Annotated in this window: 17 protein-coding genes, 3 tRNA genes and 1 pseudogene; 4 read left to right on the top strand and 17 right to left on the bottom strand. The window is 66.7% G+C overall.

From position 1 onward, the window contains the following. Positions 1-25: 25 nt before the first annotated feature. Complete coding sequence (locus tag AB0O21_RS22140; protein ID WP_365172948.1) at positions 26-862, bottom strand: class II glutamine amidotransferase; 837 nt, start codon at positions 860-862, stop codon at positions 26-28. Between the two features lie 710 nt (positions 863-1,572). Beyond that, positions 1,573-2,625 (bottom strand): aspartate-semialdehyde dehydrogenase, encoded by a 1,053-nt coding sequence (locus AB0O21_RS22135; RefSeq protein ID WP_365172947.1) that lies wholly within the window; start codon positions 2,623-2,625, stop codon positions 1,573-1,575. Positions 2,626-2,888: 263 nt separating this feature from the next. On the opposite strand from AB0O21_RS22135, the pseudogene AB0O21_RS22130 reads away from it, so the two are divergent. Further along, positions 2,889-3,047, top strand: a pseudogene (locus AB0O21_RS22130) (IS110 family transposase); the annotation flags it as partial. A gap of 61 nt (positions 3,048-3,108) precedes the next feature. Here the strand turns inward: AB0O21_RS22130 and AB0O21_RS22125 are convergent. The 11 genes from AB0O21_RS22125 to AB0O21_RS22075 all read right to left on the bottom strand — a co-directional run bounded on the left by AB0O21_RS22125 (position 3,109) and on the right by AB0O21_RS22075 (position 15,354). After that, a complete protein-coding gene (locus tag AB0O21_RS22125) occupies positions 3,109-4,299 on the bottom strand; it encodes an ATP-grasp domain-containing protein (RefSeq protein ID WP_365172946.1) in 1,191 nt (396 codons plus the stop codon). After that, positions 4,296-4,853 carry a flavin reductase family protein gene (locus tag AB0O21_RS22120; protein ID WP_365172945.1) on the bottom strand — a complete coding sequence of 186 codons (558 nt, stop codon included), beginning with the start codon at positions 4,851-4,853 and terminating at the stop codon, positions 4,296-4,298. Before AB0O21_RS22120 ends, AB0O21_RS22125 begins: the two co-directional genes overlap by 4 nt. After that, on the bottom strand, positions 4,804-6,066 hold the full coding sequence (locus AB0O21_RS22115) for a methylaspartate mutase (RefSeq protein WP_365172944.1): 1,263 nt from the start codon (positions 6,064-6,066) through the stop codon (positions 4,804-4,806). Before AB0O21_RS22115 ends, AB0O21_RS22120 begins: the two co-directional genes overlap by 50 nt. 13 nt (positions 6,067-6,079) lie before the next feature. Continuing rightward, a complete protein-coding gene (locus tag AB0O21_RS22110; protein ID WP_361752631.1) occupies positions 6,080-6,580 on the bottom strand; it encodes a cobalamin-dependent protein in 501 nt (166 codons plus the stop codon). A 64-nt stretch (positions 6,581-6,644) separates the two neighbouring features. Next, positions 6,645-7,895: an MFS transporter gene (locus AB0O21_RS22105; protein WP_365172942.1), complete on the bottom strand. Its 1,251-nt coding sequence runs from the start codon at positions 7,893-7,895 to the stop codon at positions 6,645-6,647. A gap of 11 nt (positions 7,896-7,906) precedes the next feature. After that, complete coding sequence (locus AB0O21_RS22100; protein ID WP_365172941.1) at positions 7,907-9,148, bottom strand: ATP-grasp domain-containing protein; 1,242 nt, start codon at positions 9,146-9,148, stop codon at positions 7,907-7,909. A gap of 48 nt (positions 9,149-9,196) precedes the next feature. Beyond that, positions 9,197-10,267 (bottom strand): LLM class flavin-dependent oxidoreductase, encoded by a 1,071-nt coding sequence (locus AB0O21_RS22095; protein ID WP_365172939.1) that lies wholly within the window; start codon positions 10,265-10,267, stop codon positions 9,197-9,199. 25 nt (positions 10,268-10,292) lie between these two features. Beyond that, on the bottom strand, positions 10,293-11,453 hold the full coding sequence (locus AB0O21_RS22090) for a hypothetical protein (protein WP_365172938.1): 1,161 nt from the start codon (positions 11,451-11,453) through the stop codon (positions 10,293-10,295). Beyond that, on the bottom strand, positions 11,443-12,663 hold the full coding sequence (locus AB0O21_RS22085) for a hypothetical protein (RefSeq protein WP_365172937.1): 1,221 nt from the start codon (positions 12,661-12,663) through the stop codon (positions 11,443-11,445). The genes AB0O21_RS22090 and AB0O21_RS22085 overlap by 11 nt, the downstream gene beginning before the upstream one ends. Next, on the bottom strand, positions 12,660-14,063 hold the full coding sequence (locus tag AB0O21_RS22080) for a diaminobutyrate--2-oxoglutarate transaminase family protein (RefSeq protein WP_365172935.1): 1,404 nt from the start codon (positions 14,061-14,063) through the stop codon (positions 12,660-12,662). The genes AB0O21_RS22085 and AB0O21_RS22080 overlap by 4 nt, the downstream gene beginning before the upstream one ends. 130 nt (positions 14,064-14,193) lie before the next feature. Beyond that, the gene (locus AB0O21_RS22075) at positions 14,194-15,354 is read right to left on the bottom strand and encodes an ATP-grasp domain-containing protein (RefSeq protein WP_365172934.1); all 1,161 of its coding nucleotides are present in this window, start codon (positions 15,352-15,354) and stop codon (positions 14,194-14,196) included. Between the two features lie 749 nt (positions 15,355-16,103). On the opposite strand from AB0O21_RS22075, the gene AB0O21_RS22070 reads away from it, so the two are divergent. Beyond that, on the top strand, positions 16,104-19,037 hold the full coding sequence (locus AB0O21_RS22070) for a BTAD domain-containing putative transcriptional regulator (RefSeq protein WP_365172933.1): 2,934 nt from the start codon (positions 16,104-16,106) through the stop codon (positions 19,035-19,037). Positions 19,038-19,054: 17 nt separating this feature from the next. Here the strand turns inward: AB0O21_RS22070 and AB0O21_RS22065 are convergent, their stop codons facing one another. From AB0O21_RS22065 to AB0O21_RS22050, 4 genes are all read right to left on the bottom strand, one after another. After that, the gene (locus AB0O21_RS22065) at positions 19,055-19,207 is read right to left on the bottom strand and encodes a hypothetical protein (protein ID WP_361752619.1); all 153 of its coding nucleotides are present in this window, start codon (positions 19,205-19,207) and stop codon (positions 19,055-19,057) included. A 717-nt stretch (positions 19,208-19,924) separates the two neighbouring features. After that, positions 19,925-20,001: transfer RNA gene (locus AB0O21_RS22060), tRNA-Ile, on the bottom strand. A 188-nt stretch (positions 20,002-20,189) separates the two neighbouring features. Then, a tRNA-Asn gene (locus tag AB0O21_RS22055) sits at positions 20,190-20,262 on the bottom strand. Positions 20,263-20,267: 5 nt separating this feature from the next. Further along, positions 20,268-20,340, bottom strand: a tRNA-Asn gene (locus tag AB0O21_RS22050). A 145-nt stretch (positions 20,341-20,485) separates the two neighbouring features. On the opposite strand from AB0O21_RS22050, the gene AB0O21_RS22045 reads away from it, so the two are divergent. Next, positions 20,486-20,791: a YtxH domain-containing protein gene (locus AB0O21_RS22045; protein ID WP_365172931.1), complete on the top strand. Its 306-nt coding sequence runs from the start codon at positions 20,486-20,488 to the stop codon at positions 20,789-20,791. A gap of 96 nt (positions 20,792-20,887) precedes the next feature. Next, a complete protein-coding gene (locus AB0O21_RS22040) occupies positions 20,888-22,336 on the top strand; it encodes an FGGY family carbohydrate kinase (protein WP_365172930.1) in 1,449 nt (482 codons plus the stop codon). Positions 22,337-22,451: the final 115 nt, after the last annotated feature.

Below are 22,451 nucleotides of genomic sequence, written 5' to 3'. Positions count from 1 at the left end.
GCGGACACAGACATCGATCGCGGCGTCAGGCCGCTTGAGGGGCGAAGGGGAGCAGCTCGTCCGCTCCCGGCTGTACGACGCCGTAGCTGCTCTCCGGCACCTCGTTCCAGGCACCGGGCAGGTCCCCGAGCGGCTCGGACACGATGAGGCGGGTCTCGTCGGACACGTCCTGCAAGAACGCCACGTCGGGGTGCAGCTTGCGCAGGGTCTCGACACGGCTGCTGTAGAACAGCGACCTGGATTCGCCTTTGCTGGAGTAGCGGAAGGCCCAGACGCGCTCCCCGTCGGTCACGGCGACCGTCATCTGGAGGGGGAACTCCACACCCCGTTCGCGACCGATGCGTTCCACGACGCCCGCCATCCGCGCCACGGCGCCCGGCGGGTCCTGTTCGAGGCCGAAGGTGATGGCGAGGTAGAACATCATCTCGGAGTCCGTCGTGCCCTCGATGTCGTTGAACAGCGCGGGGTCGACGAGCAGGGCGAGTTCCCGGCGCATGAGGTGGAAGCCGGCGATGGATCCGTTGTGCATCCACAGCCAGCGGCCGTGCCGGAAGGGGTGGCAGTTCGTCTGCTGCACCGCCGTTCCGGTCGACGCCCGGATGTGGGCGAAGAACAGCGGGGATTGGACGTGATCCGCGATCTCCCGCAGGTTGCGGTTGTTCCAGGCGGGCCCGACGTCCCGAAGGACCGCCGGTGTGGCCGCGCCGTTGCTCGTGTACCACCCGACGCCGAACCCGTCGCCGTTCGTCGTCTCCACACCCAGTCGGGAGTGCAGGCTCTGGTCGATCAGCGAGTGCGCCGGCGCGTACAGGATGGTGTCGAGCAGGAGAGGGGTCCCCGAGTAAGCGAGCCATCGACACATGGATGATCACCCGTTCCTCGTTGTCCAGCGAGGTCCGGACGCCCTCTCGCGTCAGGTTTCTCCTGCAACGCTCCCCCGGCCAGCGCCGAGGACGAAGCCGACCGGACCGACCGGCAGTCCCATGATCTGCCCATCCCCTGGTGATCGCCACGCGGGCAGGGGCGGGCCCGTGGCCTCGCCGGCCCCGTTGGACGACAGCCCCACGACACGCCAAAGCCGCAGGTGCAATCGTTTCTGCACCTGCGGCTCGCAGTGGGGCGGGTGGGACTCGAACGGCCAGGACCAGTCCGGTGGTGTGCTCCACGGCGGCAAGCAGGTGGATCTTGCGGCCGGTGGCTCTGGCGGCTCCGCGCAGACTCTTGCCGTCCACCGCCAGAGCACGCAGGTCAGCGGCCTCGCCCGTGCTCGGGCGGCGGTCCGCGAGCCAGTGGCCGACCGCGCGGTCCAGCGCGTCGCCGTCGATGCGGGCCAGCACTCGGCGCACCGTGGTCTCGGCCGGCAGGAGACGCCGGGGCAGCAGTGGATCAGGACGGACGCCGAGCTGTTCCAGCACGCGCGTCGGCGCATCGCTGATCCACTCGCTTCTTGGAAGCCCGTGCCTGTTGCGCTCCCGGCCCCCCTCAAGCTGGCAGACCGTCACGAACCGGACAGCACAAAACTACGCCGAAGCCCTGAGCCAGAACCTGCGCGGTGTGGCGCTCTACGCCCTACTACGCGTTGAACAAGTTCGCCGCGACCAGCTCGGCGACTTGGACAGCGTTGAGGGCCGCACCCTTTCGCAGGTTGTCGTTGCTGATGAAGAGTATGAGGCCACGCCCCTCCTCGACGCTCTGATCCTGGCGAATCCTGCCCACGAAACTAGCGTCCTGGCCGCACGCTTGGAGCGGGGTCGGAATGTCGGACAGCTGGACACCAGGGGCGTCCTTAAGCAACACGGATGCGCGTTCAGCGGAGATAGGGCGGGCAAACTCCGCATGCACCGCGAGGGAATGGCCGGTAAAGACCGGGACCCGGACACAGGTCCCGGCGACACGCAGCGACGGCAGGCCAAGAATCTTCCTGCTCTCATTGCGCAGCTTCTGCTCCTCGTCAGTCTCGGCGGATCCGTCGGTCACAATCGAACCGGCCATCGGCACAGCGTTGAAGGCGATGGTTCTGGCGAATTTCACCGGAGGTGGGAAGTCCACCGCCGCCCCGTCGATCGCCAAGCCGGCTGCTCGGTCGATCACTCCGCTCACCTGAGACCTGAGCTCTTCCACTCCAGCGACCCCGCCGCCGGACACCGCTTGGTAGGTGCTCACAGTGAGCCGCACCAGACCAGCTTCGTCATGCAACGGCTTGATCACTGGCATCGCGGCCATCGTCGTGCAGTTGGGATTGGCTATGATGCCGCGTCGCGCCTCAGACACAGCTTCCGGGTTGACCTCACTGACCACCAGTGGCACATCGGGATCCATCCGAAACGCCGAGGAGTTGTCGATGACGACGGCTCCGGCCGCCGCGAACCGGGGTGCTAGTTGCAGTGCTGTTGCTCCTCCGGCGGAGAAGATGGCGATGTCCAGGCCGGATGGGTCTGCCGTTTCGGCGTGTTCCACCACGATGCTGTCGTCGCCCCATGGAAGCCGTAGACCCGCCGATTTAGCAGAGGCGAAGAAGCGCAGCTGTCCGATCGGGAAATCACGCTGCCGAAGGATGCTGCGGATCACTACTCCAACTTGCCCGGTCGCGCCCACTACGCCGACTCGGAGACCTTGAGTGGCCATGACTGCCCTACTTTCTTGTCTTGGGTTCGAACTGGTCGCTCGTAAGATCAGCGGGACCCGGGGGCTCCGGGTATGGCTGTCATGGCGGCGCCGTGAGATGGCTGGAAAGGCTCGGCCGCCCGGAGTCCCGCGACGACTCGACCGCCAATTGGGAGGGGCTGCTGCTCAGCCACGACCAGCCGATGGTCTACATCACCGGCCTGACCGTGCACCGCGCGTCGGCCTCCTACCGGGGCGAAGGCAAGACGGACGCAAAGAGCTGCCCGGCCTCGAAGGCGTACTACCTACGCAAACGCGCCGAGGGGAAGGGCCACAAACAAGCGCTGCCGGCGCTTGCGCGTCGGCGGGTCAATGTCCTGTGGGCCGTGATTCGCGACGGAGCATGCCATCAAGCCGCACCGTCTGTTACAACTGCGGCTTGACATCAGCATGGGGAAGCCTTTCAGCCATACAGGGTTCCACGTTGTTTACAGCGCTGTTGGTCTACGTGGAATGCGGCGAAATGGTGGTGACGACCAGTGTCTGCTGGACGAACGTGATGGCACTCTCGAGCTCGGGGGCAGACGGAGCGGCCAGCACGATCTCGCCCGTCCGATGACCCGAACTCCGCACCGCCAGGACCGTGTCCCCGGGCTCGACCTCCACGCCCGCCTGGAGCACCGACGGGTGACTTCGCACCGCGTCCAGACCGGAGATGTCCTGCACTACACCCGGTTCCGAGATGGTGAAGATGCTGGCGGCATGCCGGAACGGGCCGACTGGCGGTTGGGGCAGCGGCATCCCCACCGCCATCCGGACCACCATCTCGTACCAGTCGATGCCGTACGTGGCACCAAGGAGGTCCATCAGATAGTCGCCCGGAGTTCGGACCGCAACCTCGATGGGAACCGGCCCAGCGGCGGAGAGGCGAAACTCCATGTGCACCAAGCCGGTCCGCATCCCCAACGCGCGCAGCACCCGGGCACCGGTATCGGCTACCTGCTTGGCACTCGGTTCCGGCAGGTGTACGCCGGTGCGATGACCCACCTCGACAAACTGGGGCGGCCCGGTGGTCTCCTTGGCGGTGATGTTGGAAAACCACACCTCGCCGTCGCGGACCAGTGCCTCCCAGCTGTACTCAGGGCCGTCGATCGCCTCCTCCACGATGACCCGCTCACCGGCGCGGGCCTCCGCCACGGCACGGAAGCTCTCGGCATCGGTCACCAGTTCCACACCGTCGCTGCCGGCGGAGGACAGCGGCTTGACGATCACCGGCCAGCGCTCGGCGGCCCAGTCCATCTCCTCGGCGAGGGAGTCGGTCACGGTGTACGCCGGCTGAGTGATCCCGGCTGCGGTGAACAGCGCCCTCTGCAGCGCCTTGTTCCGAGAAGCCGTCGCGGCGTGCAAGGACGGCCCAGGGAGACCGAACCGATCCTGGAGCATGGCCGCGACGATGACCTGGGGCTCGTTGAAGGCGATGACGCCGTCGAACGGGCCGTCTTCAAGGGCGAGGCAGGCGCCCTCCATCCAGTGCTCGTCGAGCTCGCCCCGGGCCTGCGCCACACTCGCCGTACCCGTCACCTGATCGGCACGGGAGGCCGCCTCGACGGCATGGACGCTCACCCCGAGTCGACCTGCGGCGGCGACGTACGGCCGACCCATCTGGCCGACCCCGATCAGCATGAGCTTCTTCACAGGGCTCCCTCCAATACGGGCAGCGACGCGTCATGGTGCGATGACCAGGCGCTGTATTCGCCGCGGCGGTACAACAGTGGGACGCGGGGAAAGACAGCGGTGCCTTCCACCCGGGCGGTGAAGAGCCAATGGTCGTCAGCACGGGTGGTGCTGACGATCCGGCACTCGGCGTAGCTCAGGGCGATATCTGTCAGGAGCGGTGCCCCTGCCGCGAGGGCGGAGGGCTCCCAATCCACGTGCGCGAACTTGTCGGTCGCCTTGCTCGCGAACAGCTCCGATGCCGCCTGGCCTTCCACTGAAAGGAAGTTCACCGCGAACGCCTGCGAGGCGACGATCGCCGGCAGCGTCCGCGAGCCCGCACCCACCGAAATCAGTAGCGATGGCGTCGCTGCCGACACCGCGCACACCGCATTGCTGGTGAAACCGAACGGGGTGCCGTCCGCACCCATCGCAGTCACGATTGCGACCGGGGTGGGAAAGGAACCGAAGAGTTCCCTGAAGCGGTCAGAACTTTCCATCATCGCCCTTCTCTCTGTTTGGCTGACCGTGGTCATAGCGATGGGCGACATGATTCAACATACGGTAGAGCTCGCTCGAATGGAGCTGCCCCATCGCATTCTGCCGCACCGATCCCCGGAATGGTAGATTCCCAATGTCGCCCCATTTGAGAGCACCCTGATCGTCCAGAACACACGTTGTTCTGTTCTGGTTATCGGCGTGCAGGCAAAAGGGAATGTCGAGCAATCCCAGCGCGAATGCGCGGGTGAGCGCCGCGCCAACATCGGGGTCCAGATTGAGGACTTCTTCAATCAGGCATCGGGCTTCTTCCATGATTTCATCGAAGTATTCCTTCTCCTGCGGGCCGGCAGCTACCCGCGGCCCACCGGCGGCAGCGGATGCCACCCGCAGCGCGTCCAGGTTTTCTGCCACGCTCGGTATTTGCCACGCCTCGGACACCGTTTTCACGATGAGGCGTTCACAGCGCGTGTCACGGGCTAGCCGCGCACTGCTGCGAATCAGTTCCGTGGCACCATCAGGAGTACTCGGAAACAGCCCCATGTAGGTGTAGAGGACGACATGCCACGTGACCGAAGGAAGATATTCCTGCGCCAATGCCCGCAGCACGCGCACAGCCGCTCTGTCCTGATCGTCGTGCGTCCCCTGGGCGTAGCTCAGCGACATGGACCGCACGCCGTGCTGTGCGAAGAACAGTCCTTCGAGCACCGTCATGGCGATCAGCAGCGACGGCGGGCACAACTGTCCCAGCAGGCACCCTCCGAAGCTCTCGATATGCCCGTGCTCCACCTCGCCGACGAGGTAGCGGCAACTCTCGGCCCACGCCGATACCGCCTGCTCAAGCGGGAGACGGCTGTACGGCAAGCAGTAGGAGACCGGCCCGCCTTCCGTCGTGTCCAGGCCGGCGTGCACCAGGCTCTCGATCACCCGCAACGGCAGGGCAGTGCCGTGCCGGACTTGAATGGGAAACCCGGGCCCGTACAATCCGGCGAGCATTTCCCGGGTTTTGTCCATCGGGTGGGAGACGATGGGGTACCCGTTGAGTTCCTCCCCCGCCTTCAGCCGCTCGATTGAGCTCACATGGTCGCCGACGCGGGTATAACTGTCGACGGTGATGGTCCCGACGACCGGGATATCGAGGTCATGTACGTCGCGCAGGCCCGCGCGCATCGCAGCGATGTTGCCGAACCCCATTCGGGGCTGCACCACCAGGGTTTCACGTCGGCGGGCGTCGGCAATGAACCGATCCATGTAGCCGGACATGCTACTGGGCCCCCGACAGGCTAGCGACGCGCCCGTCCCACGGTGCGACCACCGGCATGCTGGGCTGCCAGGCAGCGAACCCGTAACGGACGCCGAAAGCCAGGAATTCCTGGAAGCGATCGACGGCATTCTCACCCAGGAAGACGTCGGTGCAACCCTGGGAGAGCAATTCCCGGCGCACTCGATCATTGTCTGACGGTGCAGTGGTGAGTTTGCCGCCCGCGACACAAGGAACGTTGATGCCGGCTCGCTTGAGCTCCGTCAGCACGACGCTGGTGCCGTAGTAGCCATGACCGTTGACGCTGGAAACCACCAGCAGATCCGGCTGAAAGTCGTTGACCTCCTTGACGACCAGATCCGCGGGCGTGCAGCCGCCTAGATTGCGAACCTCTCCGCCATTCTCAGCGATGAACTTCTCCATATAGATGAGGTTCCAGAAATGGGAGTCGGATTCGACAGTGGTCAGCAGGCAGCGAAAGGCTCTGCCTTCCCCAATGCTCATGTTACGGACTTCCTCTTATGCGGAAAGTGCGAATTGATGGCTGCAGCCAGCGGCTGGACGTTGCCTAACTGTTCAATGCGCGGTGGAAGGCACGCATCGTCAGCGGGAGCAGGACGGCGGCAACTCCACTCAGCGCGATCGCGGAAATCGCGATAAGCCACTGCGGCCCGAGACTGGTGCCGAGGCCGGCCAGCAGCAGTCCACCGAGCGGTGCCGCCAGGAGATTGATCATGTAGAACGGCCCCATGACCTTGCCCAGATGCTCCGGCGCGATCACCCTGATCCGCTGGGTGCGGTTGTAGACGTTGAAGTAGGTCACCCCGACCATCGCCACGACGAAAGCCGGACCGTAGATCAGCAGCGACGGCGCGAAGCCGAGCACCACCAGACAGGCACACAGGATGGCGAGTCCGACCGCCCCGATCACCCTGACGTCGAAGAAGCGCAGCAGGAACGGGATGACCAGCAGGTTGGCCAACCCCACCACGCCGATACAGACATTCAGGAGAGCGAATGCCGATTCCGGGCCGTCGAACACATCGGTCACCAACGCCGCATTGGCGCTGAGCGCCGTGCCGAAGACCAGGTTGATCGAGAAGTTCAGACCGGCCAGCAGGACCAACGGCTTGCTCCTGGCCAGAAGCTTCCAGCCCAGGCTGAGCTCGGCCATGGTTTCCCTCGCGGTGCCGGGCTTCGCGGCCCTCGGTCCGCGGGTTATCGGCAGCCAGCAGCAGGCAGCGGCCATGAACACCGCTGCGGCAACGCCGAGGAGCATGGTCTTGTCAAGGAACATCGCACCCAGCAGCGCGAGCGCGGGGCCGACGGCCATCGCCGAAACCTCCATGCTCTGGACCAGCCCCTGCGTTTTCGGCAGGTCTTCGCCCGTGGCCACTTGTGGCACGACCTTCTCGATCGCCATGTGAACCGGCGCCAGGAGCAGGGCGAGGAGCGCTCCGCAGGACATCAGGATCGGCGTTTGCCAGTCCGACAGCAGCAGGCAGCCGGCCAGAGCGAGGACGAGAACGACCGACCGGCCGGCGGTGACGACAGAGAACAGCCGGGGACCCCCGTCCCGGTCGGCTATCAACCCCGCGAACGGATATGCCAACAACGCCGGAAGCCATTCAATGGCATAGGCGAGGCCCAGGAGAGAAACATCGTTTGTCTTCTGGAAGATGAGCAGGGGAAGGGCGAAGAGCACGACCTGTTCTGCCACAGCACCCAGCAAGACCCCGGTCAGGAAGAGGGGGCGTTGCCGGTTGGCGCGCTTCGACACCGGCGGAATCGGCGTGACGGTCTTTACTGACGACGACATCTCTCTCCCCTTCACACCGGAAGCAAACTGGTCTCAATGCGGAAGTTTTCAATGATGTGCTGAATATCCGCTTCGACTTGTGCTTCGTCCCCGACGAGGATGTACCGCCCGCTGTGGATGGCGTCATAACTGCCGTCCGGGTCCAGCACCTCCCCCGGGCTGGGCACGAGTTCGCGCCAGACCGTCGGGACCGAGGACCGCATCGAGGTGCGGTGGAGCACCTTGGCAGGAAGCTGGTCGGGCTTGGGAATGATCAGCCAGCCACCGGACGGGTCCGACGTCTTGGCCGGGAGGGAAACGGGCTCTCCGCAGATCGCCTGCAGCCAGACCCAGCTCAGGTTGACGCCGAAGATCCGGTTGATGAGATGCGGCACCTCGGCACCGCCGACACGCCCGGCGATCTCCAGGAAGACGATCTCTTCGTCCTGGGTCACGAAGAGTTCCAGGTGAATCGCCATCGACCTCATGTTGAGCGCGGCGACACAGACCCGGGCGAACTCTTCGACTCTCGCCCTCAGCGCCGATTCCTGCACGACCACCGAACCGAGGGGTTCTCCCGACGTCTCGAACGCAAGGCAGTCGTTGATGTACCGGGACACCACCTGGAAGGGCACCCGCGACTCGTGGTCGGCGAATCCGTCCACGTGGTAGACGGTCCCATCGATCAGTTCTTCGATCTGGTAGTCGGCACTGTCGATGCTCGCCAGCCACGACCGGAGCGACGCTTCGTCCGCCACGCGGTGTACGCCCTTGCTGGCCGCCCCGGCGACCGGCTTGAGGATCAGGGGATAGCCGATGTCCCGGGCGCTCCGCGTGGTCGTCTCCACATCCGCGCAAGGGGCGAACCGAGGCACCCGTACACCCGCGTCGGCGAGGAGCTGCTTCATGGTCAGCTTGTTTCGATAGGTATCGACCTCCGCCGGGCGCGGACCGGGGATCTCCAGTTCCTCGCGGACCTGGGCAGCCACATCCAGCAGGTACTCCGAGAACGCCACCAGCTGATCGACAGGTCCGACGCGGTCGGCTATTCCCCGTACGGCGGCACACACCGCGTCGAGATCTGTCAGATCCTCGAGAATGACGAAATCCGCGATGTGCGAACGATCGGCAAGGACTCCGGTAGCCCCTTCTGCGTCGACCACATAGCTGATCTGGTGCCGGTCGTGGTCGAGATCCTCGAATCGCTCAAGTTCGTTGTCCCAGCGCCGTTCGTCGGAGAACCTGGGCCAGCGGTTGAGAATCACGATGTGCATGGGGATCCGTCTTTCAGTGAGTTGAGTTCAGCGGGCTTGAGCGAGCAGTCATGACTGCGGCTGCGCGTCACGCTCCAGCTCACGGATGAGGGGCACCACGTGGGTGAAGAAGGTCCTCATTTCCGGCCGGGTCGGCCAGCCGGAGAAGATGAACTCGCTGATGCCGGCGAGCTTGTACTGGAAGAGGTAGTCGGCCACCTCCTGGTAGCTACCGACCAGGCACAGCGCCGGGCCTCCGCGGTAGGGGACGGCGCCGGTGTAGATGTAGGGCGAGAGCCACTTTCCGGAAGCCTGATCGGCGAGCCGGAAGGAGGACTTCACCGCTTCGGAGTCCACGTTCTTGACGAATTCGCGGATCCACGCCTCGTGTTCGGCGTCGGGATCGCCCATCAGCTCGGCGAGTTCGGCCAGCGCCTCCTCGCGAGTCTCCCGGGCGAGCACATGCATCCGGGTGCCGACCCGGCAGCCCCCCTCGATCAACGGCAGGCTTGCCTGCCGCATCCCTTCCGGGGTGTCGCCGTAACGCATCCAGCAATCGCCATAGCTGAGGGCGGTCTGCTGCGCCACCTCCGAGGCACCGCTGATGTAGATCTCCGGACGCTTGCCGCCCTTGTAGCCGAGATGCAGTTCCGCGTCCTTGATCGAGTAGTGCTGCCCGTCAAAGGTCTGCGGGACCTCGCCCTCCCAGAATTCCCGGAGGATGTGCAGGAACTCACCCGACCTGGCGTACCGCTGGTCGTGGGCCAGGAAATCACCGTAGCCGGCCTGCTCGGCCACCGAGATCCCGGCGACCACATTGAGGGAGAGGCGGTCGTCGGACATCCAGGAAAGGGTGTTGACGATCTGCGTGAAGAGCGTCGGCGAAAGGAGCCCCGGGCGGTACGCGAGCATGAACTTGACCCGCTCGGTCTGCTGGGTGAGGGCCGCGATGATCGGCACGGGATCCGGCAGGTAGTGCCCGATCCCGAACAGGAGGCTGTCAACGCCGAGTTCCTCGGCCTCCTTGACGAAGTCGGTGATCTCGCCCATGTCCAGGGCGCCCAGCTTGTACTTTTCCGTGGGCTTGGCCTGGCCGCCCCCGTCCGTCGGTACGTCCCAATGAATGCGCAGCGGTTCCACTGTTGTTCTCCTCATTCCGGAAGGTTTACGAGTTGGTTCCGGCGGAACCGATGAGCAGCCCGCTGTTGGCCGAGCGGGTCTTCGGTGCGAGGCGCGCCGGAGCTGTGGAACCGGGCTGCTGATCCAGCAGCGCGTGTTCGCGCCGGACTTGGGCGTCCACCTCGTCCAGGGGGACCAACCACCGCCGGGCGGTGCCGTCCGGTTCGACGACCGACATCAACCCGGTTCCGTGCACGGCCTCGGCCGTTACCCCGGCGCCGGCCAGGGCTTCGGCCACACCACGCTGGTCACCTGTGAACGCCAGGACGGGCTCGTCGGAGGGCACTGCCACGGAGACGAGTCCCGTCTCCCGCATCAGCGTGGCGACCTGGTCGGGATCGACACCGGTTGCGAGCCGGAAGACCTGGGCCTTCCGGTCACCGACCACCGTGGTCGTGCCCGTCCCCGGACCCACGACGGTTCCTCGGTCGTCGCCCAGGGACCGGCACGCGATGGCGACGCCGTACCGCCTGGCCGCCGCCACCGACCCGCCGAACAGGACCTTGGCCCCGCTGTCCGACATCGCTTCGCACTGCGCATAGGACAGCTCCGGCATCAGCCGAGCCGCGGGTTCGGTGTAGGGGTCGGTGGTGTACACACCGGGGACATCGGAGTAGATCTCACACTCGGTGACGCCGAGTGCCCCGGCGATGGCGACCGCGGTGAGGTCCGAGCTGTTGCGGCCGAGCATGGTGATGCGGCCATCGGGCCGTACCGCCTGGCCGCCGGCCAGCACGACGACCTGATGCTCGGTCAGCGCCTTGAGCACGGGCGCGGGGTCGATCGTGACGATCTTCGATCGGGTGGCGGTGTCATCACCGACGATGCCCAGCTGGTGCGCCCAGAGATCGATCGCCGTACTCCCCTGTGCGTGCAGGGCGGCCCGGAGCAGAGTGGCGCTCAGCATTTCGGCGGTGGCCAGCGCCTGGTCCTGCACCTCCGGCTTCAGGTCCGGATCAACCGCCAACGCCGCCTCAAGCAGACGTCCGGTGGAGCCGGACATCCCGCTCACTACGGCGATCACCCCGGTGTCGCCATCGTTGGTCATCTCGATCAGATGAGCAGCGACCCGGGCGTAGTCCGCCAGCTCCAGGAAGGACGATCCACCGAACTTGACGACACGCAGGTGCTCGGAGTTACGCGGCATCGTTCACCATCCTCGACGACGAGACCGCTGCCTGCGTGCCCTCGGACGTGCGCCTCTTCTCGCCGCCGAGCCCCCATTCGGTGGGCTTCTCCTGGCTCAGAATCGTGAACACCCGGCCGATGGCATCGCCCATGCCCCAGACGTCGGTGTACGCGGGCCACTTGGGGTGTCCAGCGTCGATGTCGTGCTGACGGGCGTAGGCCGCGCGTACCCACTCTCGGGTCGAGGGCCGCCGGTGGTGGAAGTCATGCTGAGCGAGATCGCCGGGTACGACGAGGAGCCGAGCCGGGATGTGGTAGCCGACGAGGCGGGCGCTCCATCGGAACCAGGCGCGGAACGCGGCGTACCGGCCAAGGCCCGTCGGCGGCAGCGGATCACCGCAGAACCGTCCCCAGGAATGCGACACATGGAAGGCCCGGCCGCTCAGGCTGCCGTCCTTGGCCTTGAACCAGGCGTGCTCGCTGAGGAACTCCAGCAGCGCGACGATCTGGTAGAGCGGGATCATCGGTACGAGCACGGCGACGGTGAACTCCCACCACACGCCTTGCCAGGTCACCAGGCCGAAAACGCCGGCCAGGTAGGCGAACCCCATGACTCGTCGGTACGGCGCACAGCGGACGAGGTTCTGGGCCAGCCGGGTGTACAGGAACTCGGCATGAAACCGCGGGGACACGATCATCAGGGCCAGCCGGCGCCTCAAGGCCTGGGTGGACATCCCGGGCCGGAAACCGAGCATGAGCAGGTGCTGGATGGTGGGATCGGCGAGGGTCGCGAAGGTTTCCTTGCGATGGTGGAGATTGACGTGGTCCTCGTAGTACTGATCCGCGTCGTCGGTGCAGACGAGCGTGGACAGCACTTGGTGGATCAGTCGGTCCTGCCGTATCCGACCGGTGAAACGGGTGTGGATGGCGTGGTGCGCAATCACCGTCGAGCACACTCTCGCCGCGGACGCGGTGAGGGCCCAGGACAAGGGCAGCAGGACGAGCGTCCAGAGCGGACCCCGTGCGACGATCCACCAGGCACTGCCGATACCGGCCGCGAGTGCGACGAGGTCGCAGAGCAGGTAGGTGACAGGGTTCAGGCGAACCAGTGGCTGCTGGCCGGGAAGCGCCTTACCGGTGATCCACGTCCAACCGTGTTGCGTCCACCGGGGGAAGCGCTGATAGGAAGCTCTGATCTCTTCCGAACGTACTGAGGATGTTTCCGTCATGCGCGGATCCCTTCCTGCTCGTGACTACCGTCTTGGCGGCTGACGTGGGCATCGAGCGCTTCGGCGCTCACTTCGGCGAAGGCCGCGCCCAGGATGTCCAGGGCCTCCTGAGCTTCCTCGCGGCTGAGGTTCAGGGGCGGCAGGAACCGGGCGACACAGTCGTCCCGTCCTGCGAGCTCAAAGAGCAGCCCCCGGCGGAGCGCGGCCTTCCGGACCCGGCCGGCGACTTCGCTCGCGGTCCAGCTGCCGACCGGGTTCAGCTCGACACCGAGCATCAGCCCGCGCCCCCGGACCTCGCCGATCATGGGGCCGATGGCGGGGTTCAGCTGCAGCGCATCCAGTCCCGAACGGAGGAACTCCCCGATCTCGCGCACATGCGCCAGCACCCCATCGCGCTCGACGATCCGCATGAAGGCGGCACCCGCGGCGAAGGCGAGCTGGTTACCGCGGAAGGTTCCGGTGTGCGCGCCGGGCGCCCAGCCGTCCAGCCGCTCGTCGTAGATGATCACCGAAGCCGGGTGGCCGCCGCCCAGGGCCTTGGACGAGACGATGACGTCGGGCTCGATCCCGTACTGCTCGAAGGCGTACCACGTACCTGTCCGCCCGCAGCCGGTCTGCACTTCGTCGACCACCAGCGGGATGTTCCGCTCGCGCGTGATCCGGCGAAGCTCAGTGACGAACTCGGCCCGGGCCGGGACCACCCCGCCTTCGCCCTGGACCATCTCGAGCACCACAGCGGCCGGGAGGCGTACACCGCCGTTCGGATCAGCCAGCAGATTCTCGAGGTAGCGCACGCAGTTGACCTGGCAGCTGTCCGGGTTCAGAGACAGCGGGCACTTGAAGCAGTACGAGTACGGGAAGAACGTCGTACCGGGCATCAGATTGTGCAGGTGTTCCTTTGAGCCACGCAGCCCGGTGATCGCGAGCGTGCTCTGCGTGCTGCCGTGAAAGCCGCCGTGGAACGAGACCACATCTGCCCGCCCGGTCGCGGTCTTGCAGAGCTTCAGCGCGGCATCGATTCCGTCCGCACCGGTCGGCCCGCAGAAGTGAATCTTCATTCGGTCCCGCATTGCCTCGGGCAGCATCCCAAGGAGCCGGGTGGAGAACTCCGACTTCGCCTCGGTGGGGAAGTCGAGCATGTGGGAAGCGACATTCAGCTGAGCCTGTGCGGCGGCGATCAGCTCGGGATTGCTGTGGCCGAGAGCAAGCACGCCGGCCCCGGACAGAAAGTCGAGAAACTGGTTTCCGTCGACGTCGTGCAGATAGGAACCCTCTCCGCCGGCGACCGCGATCGGCGTGTGCCGCGGATAGGTACGGGCCGAGGACTCATCCCGCTCCTGCTGCTCCAGCAACCGCCGCGAAGCGGGCCCCGGAAGACTGGTGACAACGGACGCACTCACGACGAATTCCTTTCGCCCCACTCAGGAGCTTGGTTTGACTGCTTGATGCCCTGGTCGAGAGGGACGACGAATGCGAGGTGGAGCGGGTCGCGCACAATCCCGATGAGCCGTGCCGCTCTGCTTTCCGCAATCACGGTTCAACGCTGAAGAGGTTCTGGCTGTGTGCCGCCGCCAGCTCCGCCACCCGCGCCTGGAATTCCTGGGAGTCACCAGGACCGCGCCCGTGCTCGAAGCACTCGATGACGCCCTCGCGCCCCAGGTAGGAGGTCGGCGGGCGGGAGTGGTCGCCGGGCTTCGCCGTCACATAGAGCGCGCGCTCGACCGGATCAAACCCCTGCGGCTGGTGTACACCGGTGATCGTGCCGCCGGCGGCCTTGAGGAAGCCGGTCGCCGCGATCCCCTGTGGCGTGTCGGGGATCGGCGGCAGCTGTTCGATCGTCCGGCGGTACGCCGCGATGTGCAGGTCGTACGGGCTGAAGCCGTAGACCCGATCGATAAGGTCCATGATGCCGTCGCCGCCAGGACGGGCCCCGACCTCGACCACGCTCAACTCGTCCCCGTTGACCAGGATCTCGACGTGGGCGATGCCGCGGTCGATGTGGAGCGCCTCGCATGCCTTGAGCGCGATCTCGCGCAGTGCTGCGTTGTCGCTCTCCCGGCTCGGCACCAGCTGGCCGGTCTCGGCGAAGTACGGGGGTGCGCTCTTGCTCTTGTCGGTGACGGCCAGCACCGCGCGGCTGCCCTCGTAGTTGATGACCTCGACGGAGACCTCGTGCGTCGAGACGAAGAACTCCTCCACCTGGAAGCGTCCGTCGGTGAGATCGAAGGTCCCGGCGACCTCCATGAGCGAGGAACGGCAGTGCTCATAGGCGTCGTCGAGTTCGTCAGCCGAGTTGACCCTGATGATCCCGACGCTCCCGGCGAAGTCCCTCGGCTTCAGCACCAGGGGGAACTCCAGCTCCGCGGCTATTGCTCGCAGCTCCTCAGCGGTGGAGAACAACCGGTGCCGGGCGCAGGGAACACCGGCTTCTTCAAACGCCACCTTCATCGTGTGCTTGTCCCGCGAGCGCCGGAGCGCTTCGTCGGAGAGCGCCGGCAGCCCGTAGTGGTGGGCAATCGCCACCGAGGCGTGCAGGTTCATCTCGTAGATGGGGACCACCGCGTCCGGCTGCAGGCCGGTCTGCCGCTCGAATTCCTCCACTGCCTTCAGCGCGGGCTTGGCCTTGTAGCTACTGGCCGGGAGGATGTGGTCGAAATACCGGTTCGCGCCGGAAACGGGATTCTCCGTCATACCGATCACCGGGCCGGGATAGGTACGCAGGGCGGAAACGATGGCTCGCTCACGCAACATCAGATCGGCACCGAGCAGCAGAAGGTACCGGTCCCCGTTAGCGTGGGCACGCTTCAAACTGAACATGGACTTCCTTATCGCGTCGTCACCTTGATGTAGCGAGGTTCTCCGTAGTGGTTCCCGAACCGTTCCCCCTCCGGTACTCAGGGCTTCGGCGTAGTCGCGTGACGTCCGTTTTGTGATCACGCGAGGCCGAGGAGGACGAGGGGCCGGGTGGTGTCGCGGGCATTGCTGCGACGGGCGGCGATGTTGGTGACGCCGGCGAGTTTCAGGGCGCCGATGGCCCGGATTGCGCCAGGTCGCCATCGCGCGCGGTGCGTTGCCGGTCCGCAGCTGGGAGGCGTCCTTGGCGAAGGTGGTGTCCCTGACGTGGTGCAGGGCTTCGATGTGCCAGTGGCCGCGGATCAGCTTCGCGAGGTGGACCTCGGTGGCCTGTTCGGCGGTCAGGCTCGTGACGGCGTAGACGGTCTTTAGGTGCTGTTGACCGGCGCGGCAGATAGCCTATGATCCCCAAACCAAGCCTTTGACCTTGGGTATTCTGCATGGGCGATAGAGGATCGATGACAGTCGCAGGCTCGGGAAAGGATGGGTTTCCGTCCGCACAGGAACCCCGGTTCCATGTACTCGGCTCGCTTGAGGTATGGGCCGGCGGCATACGAGTGCGTCTCGGCGGAACCATCCAAGAGCGAGTGCTGGCCACCCTGCTCCTCGAACCCGGGCGGGTAGTACCGATTGCCAGACTGGTTGAGGCCGTCTGGGAGGAGGACCCTCCTGCGACTGCGTCGCACCAGGTGCGCAAGGCCGTCGCCGATCTCCGCCGACGCCTGCCGTCCGGTAGAGAGATGATCAGCACGGACGGCCCGGGCTACCGGGTGACCACGTCGGTCAGCCAACTTGATCTTCTCGATTTCAACGCACGGATCCAGACAGCGGCACAAGCCGTGGGCGTCGGGAGGCTAACCGATGCCTGCGCAGAGCTGCAGGGCGCTCTCGATCTGTGGCGGGGACCCGTCCTCGCGGGTGAGGGCGGCCCGGTGATCGGCCGCGCGGCAACTGCGCTGGAGGAGCGCCGTCTCGCCGCAGCCGAACAGCTCCACGAACTGCGCCTCGAGCTCGGCGCAAGCAGCGAGCTCGTCGCGAGTCTGCGGGCACTCGTCGACGCACACCCCTTGCGTGAGACGCTGCGCGGCCAACTCATGCTTGCCCTGTACCGCTCGGGACGACAGGCGGACGCCCTGGAGGAGTACGGGAAGGTACGCGAGTTGCTCGCCGACGAGCTCGGCATCGATCCGGGGGCTCGACTGGTCAAGCTGTACGAGGGGATCCTGCGGGAGAGTCCGGAGATGACAGCCACGCAGGGTGGGCCGCCCGCCACTGCCTCCGGAATGTCGGCTGAGCAACGCGGTCCAGTTTCCACACTGCCGTATGCACTGCCGGATTTCACGGGCCGGGACAAGGAGCTGGCAATCCTGCTCAGCCGGGTCCGGGCCGAGAGAATGCCAGATGAGCACAGCGCCCGGGTCGCAGCCATCGACGGGATGGGCGGCGCGGGCAAGACCTCATTGGCTGTACGCGCCGCTCACCAGCTGACCGAGGAGTTCCCCGACGGGCAGCTCTATGTGGACCTGCGCGGGTTCACCCCCGGTGAGCAGCTCCCCATCTCGGCATCGACAGCACTGGACATCCTGCTGCGAGCGATCGGTACGCCGAGCGAGCACATTCCCGAGGACCTGCCCGGCCGCACCGCCACATGGGGGTCTGCACTGGCGGGGCGCCGGATGCTCCTCCTACTCGACAACGCCTCCGACGCCGCTCAAATCCAGCCGCTGTTGGCGGCTCCCCCCGGCTGCCTTGTGCTCATCACCAGCCGGGTGCGGTTGCTCGACCTCGACGGCATCGAGTGGATCACCCTGGGGCTGATGCCACCCGAGGACAGTGCCACGCTGGTGGCACGGACACTGGGCCCGGCCCGTGTGAAAGCCGAACCAAAGGCGGCCGCCGAGCTCGCCGAGCTGTGCGGCCATCTCCCCCTGGCGCTGCGTATCGCCACCGCTCGGCTGCGCAACCGGCCCCGGTGGACCGTGCGGCATCTCGTCGAGCGGCTGCAGGACGAGAGCCGCCGGATGGACGAGCTGAGCTCAGGCGAACGCAGCGTCGCGGTGACACTTCAGTTGTCATATCTGGCCATGGACAACAGGCACCGCGCCGCGTTCCGCGCCCTCGGGTTGCACCCTGGTGATGGCATCGACGTCCACTCGGCGGCCGCGCTGCTCGACACCGATGTCCGGGATGCCGAGGACATTCTGGAGCTTCTGCTCGACGTACATCTGCTCCAACAGCCCGGATTGGGCGAGTACACCTTCCACGACCTCGTGCGCAGCTTCGCCCAGAGCCAGCACGGACCGATGACGGAACAGACCGACGCGGACGCCGTCGAGCGGTTGCTCAGCTACTACCTGACAGCCACCAACGTAGCCTGCGACGTACTGTTCCCAGGCCGTACCGCCCGCTCAACCGGGATCCCCCGGTATCAGGGAGAGCTCCCGGAACTGGCGGAAGAGAAGATCGTCAGCCTCTGGTTCCGTCGCGAACATCAGCGACTGATGGCGGTCGTGGACCTGGCCGATCGGCTCGGCTACGACCGGCACACCGGCTGGCTGGTCCGCGACCTGGTCTTCCATCTGAATGCGGGTGGTTATTTCGAAGAGTTCCGAGCACTCGGCCGCCTCGCGGTCGAAGCCGCGCGCCGGCTCGACGATCCGGTCCTGTTGAGTATCAGCCTGTCCAGTCTTGGCGCCGCTTGCTGGAAGCTCGGCTACTTCGAGGAGGGCATCAGCGTCGCCCGCGAGGGACGCGAGATCGCGGTACGCCTCGGCGACCGTGACGCCGAGGCGAACAGTGAGTCCACTCTCGGGCTGCTCATGTCGATGCTGGGGCGGTACAACGAGGCCCTTCCCCTGTTGGAGCACGCGGTCGAACTGGCCAGGGAACTTGGCACTGCCCGCGCTGAAGCGGAGACTCAGACGAATCTCAGCTCGCTGTACGCACGATGGGGCCGCTATCCGGAGGCTGCAGCGTCCGCCCTCCGGGCCCTTGAGCTGGAGCGGGACACCGCGAACCCGGTCAACGAGACCATGGCCCTGGCCGATCTGGCTTTCGCCCAGCTGGGCATGGGTCAGTACGTAGATGCCGAGGCGAGTCTGAGACAGGCCCGCGAGTTGTGTGACGAGAGCGCGCCGCAGGGCGATGTCGCCCTGGTGCTGGCTCTGTCCGCCGAGGCAGCGCACCGTCTCGGCGACAGTGATGCGGCGTCTGAGCTCGCGGAACGTGCCCAGATCCTCGCACGGTCCGGTGGTACGCCGGTCCGCCAGGCGAAGGCCGAGAACATCCTCGGTCGGCTGCATACCGCACAAGGGCAGTACACATCGGCGACGGAGTTGCACGCCCACGCGCTTGAGGTCGCCTCGGCAATCCAATTCCGCTCTGAGCAGGCGTCCGCGTACCTGGGTCTGGCCCAAGCGGCCGAGGGACTTGGCGACGGCGCGACGGCTGGGAAGAACCAGCTGGCAGCAGCCGAGTTGTTCGACCTCATGGAGATTCCGGAGGCCGGCCGCAGTCATTGAGGAAGGTGGCGCGGACCTCACGGCTTGGTGGTTGCCGGCCCCTTGTTGTCCGCGAGGATCTGCTGCTCGGCTGACTGGCCGGTTGCGGCGGCCTGCACGGTCGCACTGAGCCCGAGCGCCAGGACGGCAGCCGCAATGATTCCAGTCAGTCTGATCAACTTGGTGTGCATGGTCCGTCCCCCTGTGGATGTTCGCGCGGATAAGGCGCCGTGTGGCGTTGTATCCGTGTTCGACATCCGTGAAGGTATCGCAGGCCGATCCCGGAACGTTCCCGCCTGCATACCTTGGAGGGAAGCACCTGGTTGAGGTTCCCCGGGATGCGGAGGGGCCGCTCACGAGTGAGATCGTGAGCGGTGCTTGGTGTGTGCGCCGGGATTCGAGTCACGAAGTGCGGGATCGGCGTCCACGGCTGACTGGAGGATGCTGTAGAGCAGGCCGTGGAGGTTGGCGATCGTCTTCGCTGCGTACGGGCGGCGCTTCGCCTCCGGGGGGTGCAGAGGCCCTGGTCAGCCGTTCCGGAGGTCCAAGATCCACTGGCAGTGTGGGCGTAGGCCGGGAACATCTCCGCATCTGGGACCGGCGGCTCACTGGGCTCGATGAAGCCCTGACCCTTCACCCATCCCGGCGGCCATTGCTGTCCGTGACCGTTACCCAGATCACAGAAACGTTCCACCTGCTTCTCGGCATCGAAGCCCTCACGACACCAGTCGCCTGTCCGGGGAGCCGCCTGCCCGCCACACTACGGTGCAGGTGAGGTCTCCGGACTGTCGTTCGTAGGTCTTGATTGAAGCCGTGAGTGGGATCGTACGGCGTGGCGAATGTGTGGCGAAACCAGTGACACCGCTAGCGTGAAACCAGCGTTTCCACTGGTCACGACGTTTCTGCCGTGGTGGGGCGGGTGGGACTCGAACCCACGGCCGACGGATTATGAGTCCGCTGCTCTAACCGGCTGAGCTACCGCCCCTTCACGGCGTGGCGCGTACACGTGTGCGCGCCGTCTGCCGCAGCATAGCCGCTCATACGATCTCCTGCTTCGGATGCCTCGCATGATCGGCTTCGCCTGTTCAGAGAGACCGCCCTGAGGGCTGCCCGGTTCCCGGACGGGGCAAAAAAGAAGAGGACCCGCTGGGGGCCCTCTTCCCTTCTTGCTTGCTCCCCCGGCTGGACTCGAACCAGCAACCCTCCGGTTAACAGCCGAATGCTCTGCCAATTGAGCTACAGGGGACCGCGCTCCCCCGACTGGACTCGAACCAGTAACCTGCCGGTTAACAGCCGGCTGCTCTGCCAATTGAGCTACAGGGGATTGCTGCGGTGCATCGAACGGCCCACCTCCGGCCTTGCCGGGGGGCGAGCGCCCGTTGCGAGTCATAGATTAGCGCAAGCAGGGGGGTGCTCCGCCAATCGGTATCGACAGCAGGCCGGGCACCACACGACGAAGGGTGGCAGGCATGCGGTACAAGGTCACGTTCGTGGTCGGACTGGCCCTCGGTTACGTGCTCGGGACCCGGGCCGGGCGGGAGCGGTACGAGCAGCTGAAGAAGTCCGCGCGGGAGCTCGCGCAGAACCCGGCGGTGCGCAATGCCGCGGAGACCGTGGGGCACACCGGGCGCGTCTACGCGGGGAAGGCCTACGCCGTGGTGAGCGAGAAGGTCGGCGACGCCGTGCCGGACGCCCTGGCCGGGCGGGTGCGCGGGCTGCGCGACCGGCGGGCCGGTGGCGGCTTCGAGGACGACTGGGGCACCAGCAACACCTGAGGTGCCCGCGGTACGCCGTGAGGTTCCCGGGACCCGTGAGGTTCCGGGGACTCCGGAGAGGTCAGGACCGGTCCCGCGTGCGGCAGAATTCTCCGCATGGGGATAGTCGCCGGGCTGGACAGCTCTTCCGCCTTCACACGCATCGTCGTCTGTGACACCGACACCGGTGCCGTACTGCGCCAGGGCTACGCGCCCCATCCACAGCCCACGGGCGAACCCGACGCCCAGAACCCCCACGAGACCGACCCCCAGGCCTGGCTGCTCTCCCTCGGCGAGGCCGCCGGCGGCGGGCTCCTCGAGGGGGTCCAGGCCATCGGGGTCTCCGCCCAGCAGCACGGCCTGCTGCCGCTCGACTCGCAGGGCGGCCTCGTCCGTCCCGCCCTGGTCGGCAACGACAAGCGCGGCCAGGTCGCGGCCGCCGACCTCACCGAGGCGCTCGGCGGCCGGCAGGCCTGGGCCGAGGCCGTCGGCTCGGTCCCGCACGCGGCGCAGCCCCTCGCGAAGCTGGCCTGGCTGGCCCGCACCGAGCCCGAGGCCGCCCGCCGGGTGGCGGTGCTGATGTCCCCGCACGACTGGCTGGTGTGGCAGCTGCTGGGCCGGCCCGCCCGCCGGACCACCGACCGGGGCGGCGCCTCCGGCACCGGCTACTGGTCCGCGGCCGCCGGATCCTGGCGGCCCGACCTGGTCGAGCTCGCGCTCGGCCACCGGGCGCTGCTGCCCGAGGTGCTCGGCCCCGCCGAGGCGGCCGGAACCACGCCCGAGGGGCTCCTGATCTCCGCCGGCACCGGCGAGACCATGGCCGCCGCGCTCGGGCTGGGCCTCGGCCCCGGCGACGCGGTGGTCTCGCTCGGCGCCTCCGGGTCGGTGATGGCCGTGCACCACGAGGCCCTGTCGGAGCCGGGCGGGCTGATCACCTCGCTCGCCGACGCCTCCGGCATGCACCTGCCCGTGGTGAACACCTCCAACGCCGTACGGGCCCTGCGCGGCACCGCCGAGCTGCTGGGCACCGACCTGGAGGGGCTGAGCGAGCTCGCGCTGAAGTCCACGCCGGGCGCGCACGGACTCGTACTGCTGCCCTACCTGGAGGGTGAGCGCACGCCGAACCTGCCGCACACCGCCGGGACCCTGTCCGGGCTGCGGCGGGACTCCATGAAGCCGGAGCACCTGGCCCGGGCCGCCTTCGAGGGCATGCTGTGCGGGCTGGTGGACGCGCTGGACGTGCTGCGTTCACGCGGGGCCGAGATCCGCCGGGTGTTCCTGCTGGGCGCGGCGGCCGAGCTGCCCGCCGTACAGGCCGCGGCGCCGGGGCTGTTCGGGACGCAGATCGTCGTACCGGCTCCGGCGGACTACGCGGCGCTCGGCGCGGCGCGGCAGGCGGCGTGGGCGCTCGGTGTGGCGCAGGGCACGCTCGCCCCGCACACCCCGCCGGTCTGGCCGGCCGCGGCGGCGCAGGTGTTCGAGCCGGGCGAGGACCTCCCGGCCGGGCAGGCCGTGCGCCAGCAGTACGTGGCGACGCGGGACCAGATCCACCCCGGGGCGTTCTAGGGGTCTGCGCCTGCGGGCGCAGGGCGACCTACGCCTTTTGACCGGACTTTGCGAAATCCGTTGGGGATCGGTCAGCCGGTTGGCCCAAGATGGGGTGAACCCCTCGATCTTGCCG

The organism is Streptomyces sp. NPDC091371, from assembly GCF_040684275.1.
In the GTDB taxonomy this organism is placed as follows: Bacteria; Actinomycetota; Actinomycetes; order Streptomycetales; family Streptomycetaceae; genus Streptomyces.
Note: the sequence above shows the minus strand (reverse complement) of the source record. Positions and strands in the feature narration are given on the sequence as shown.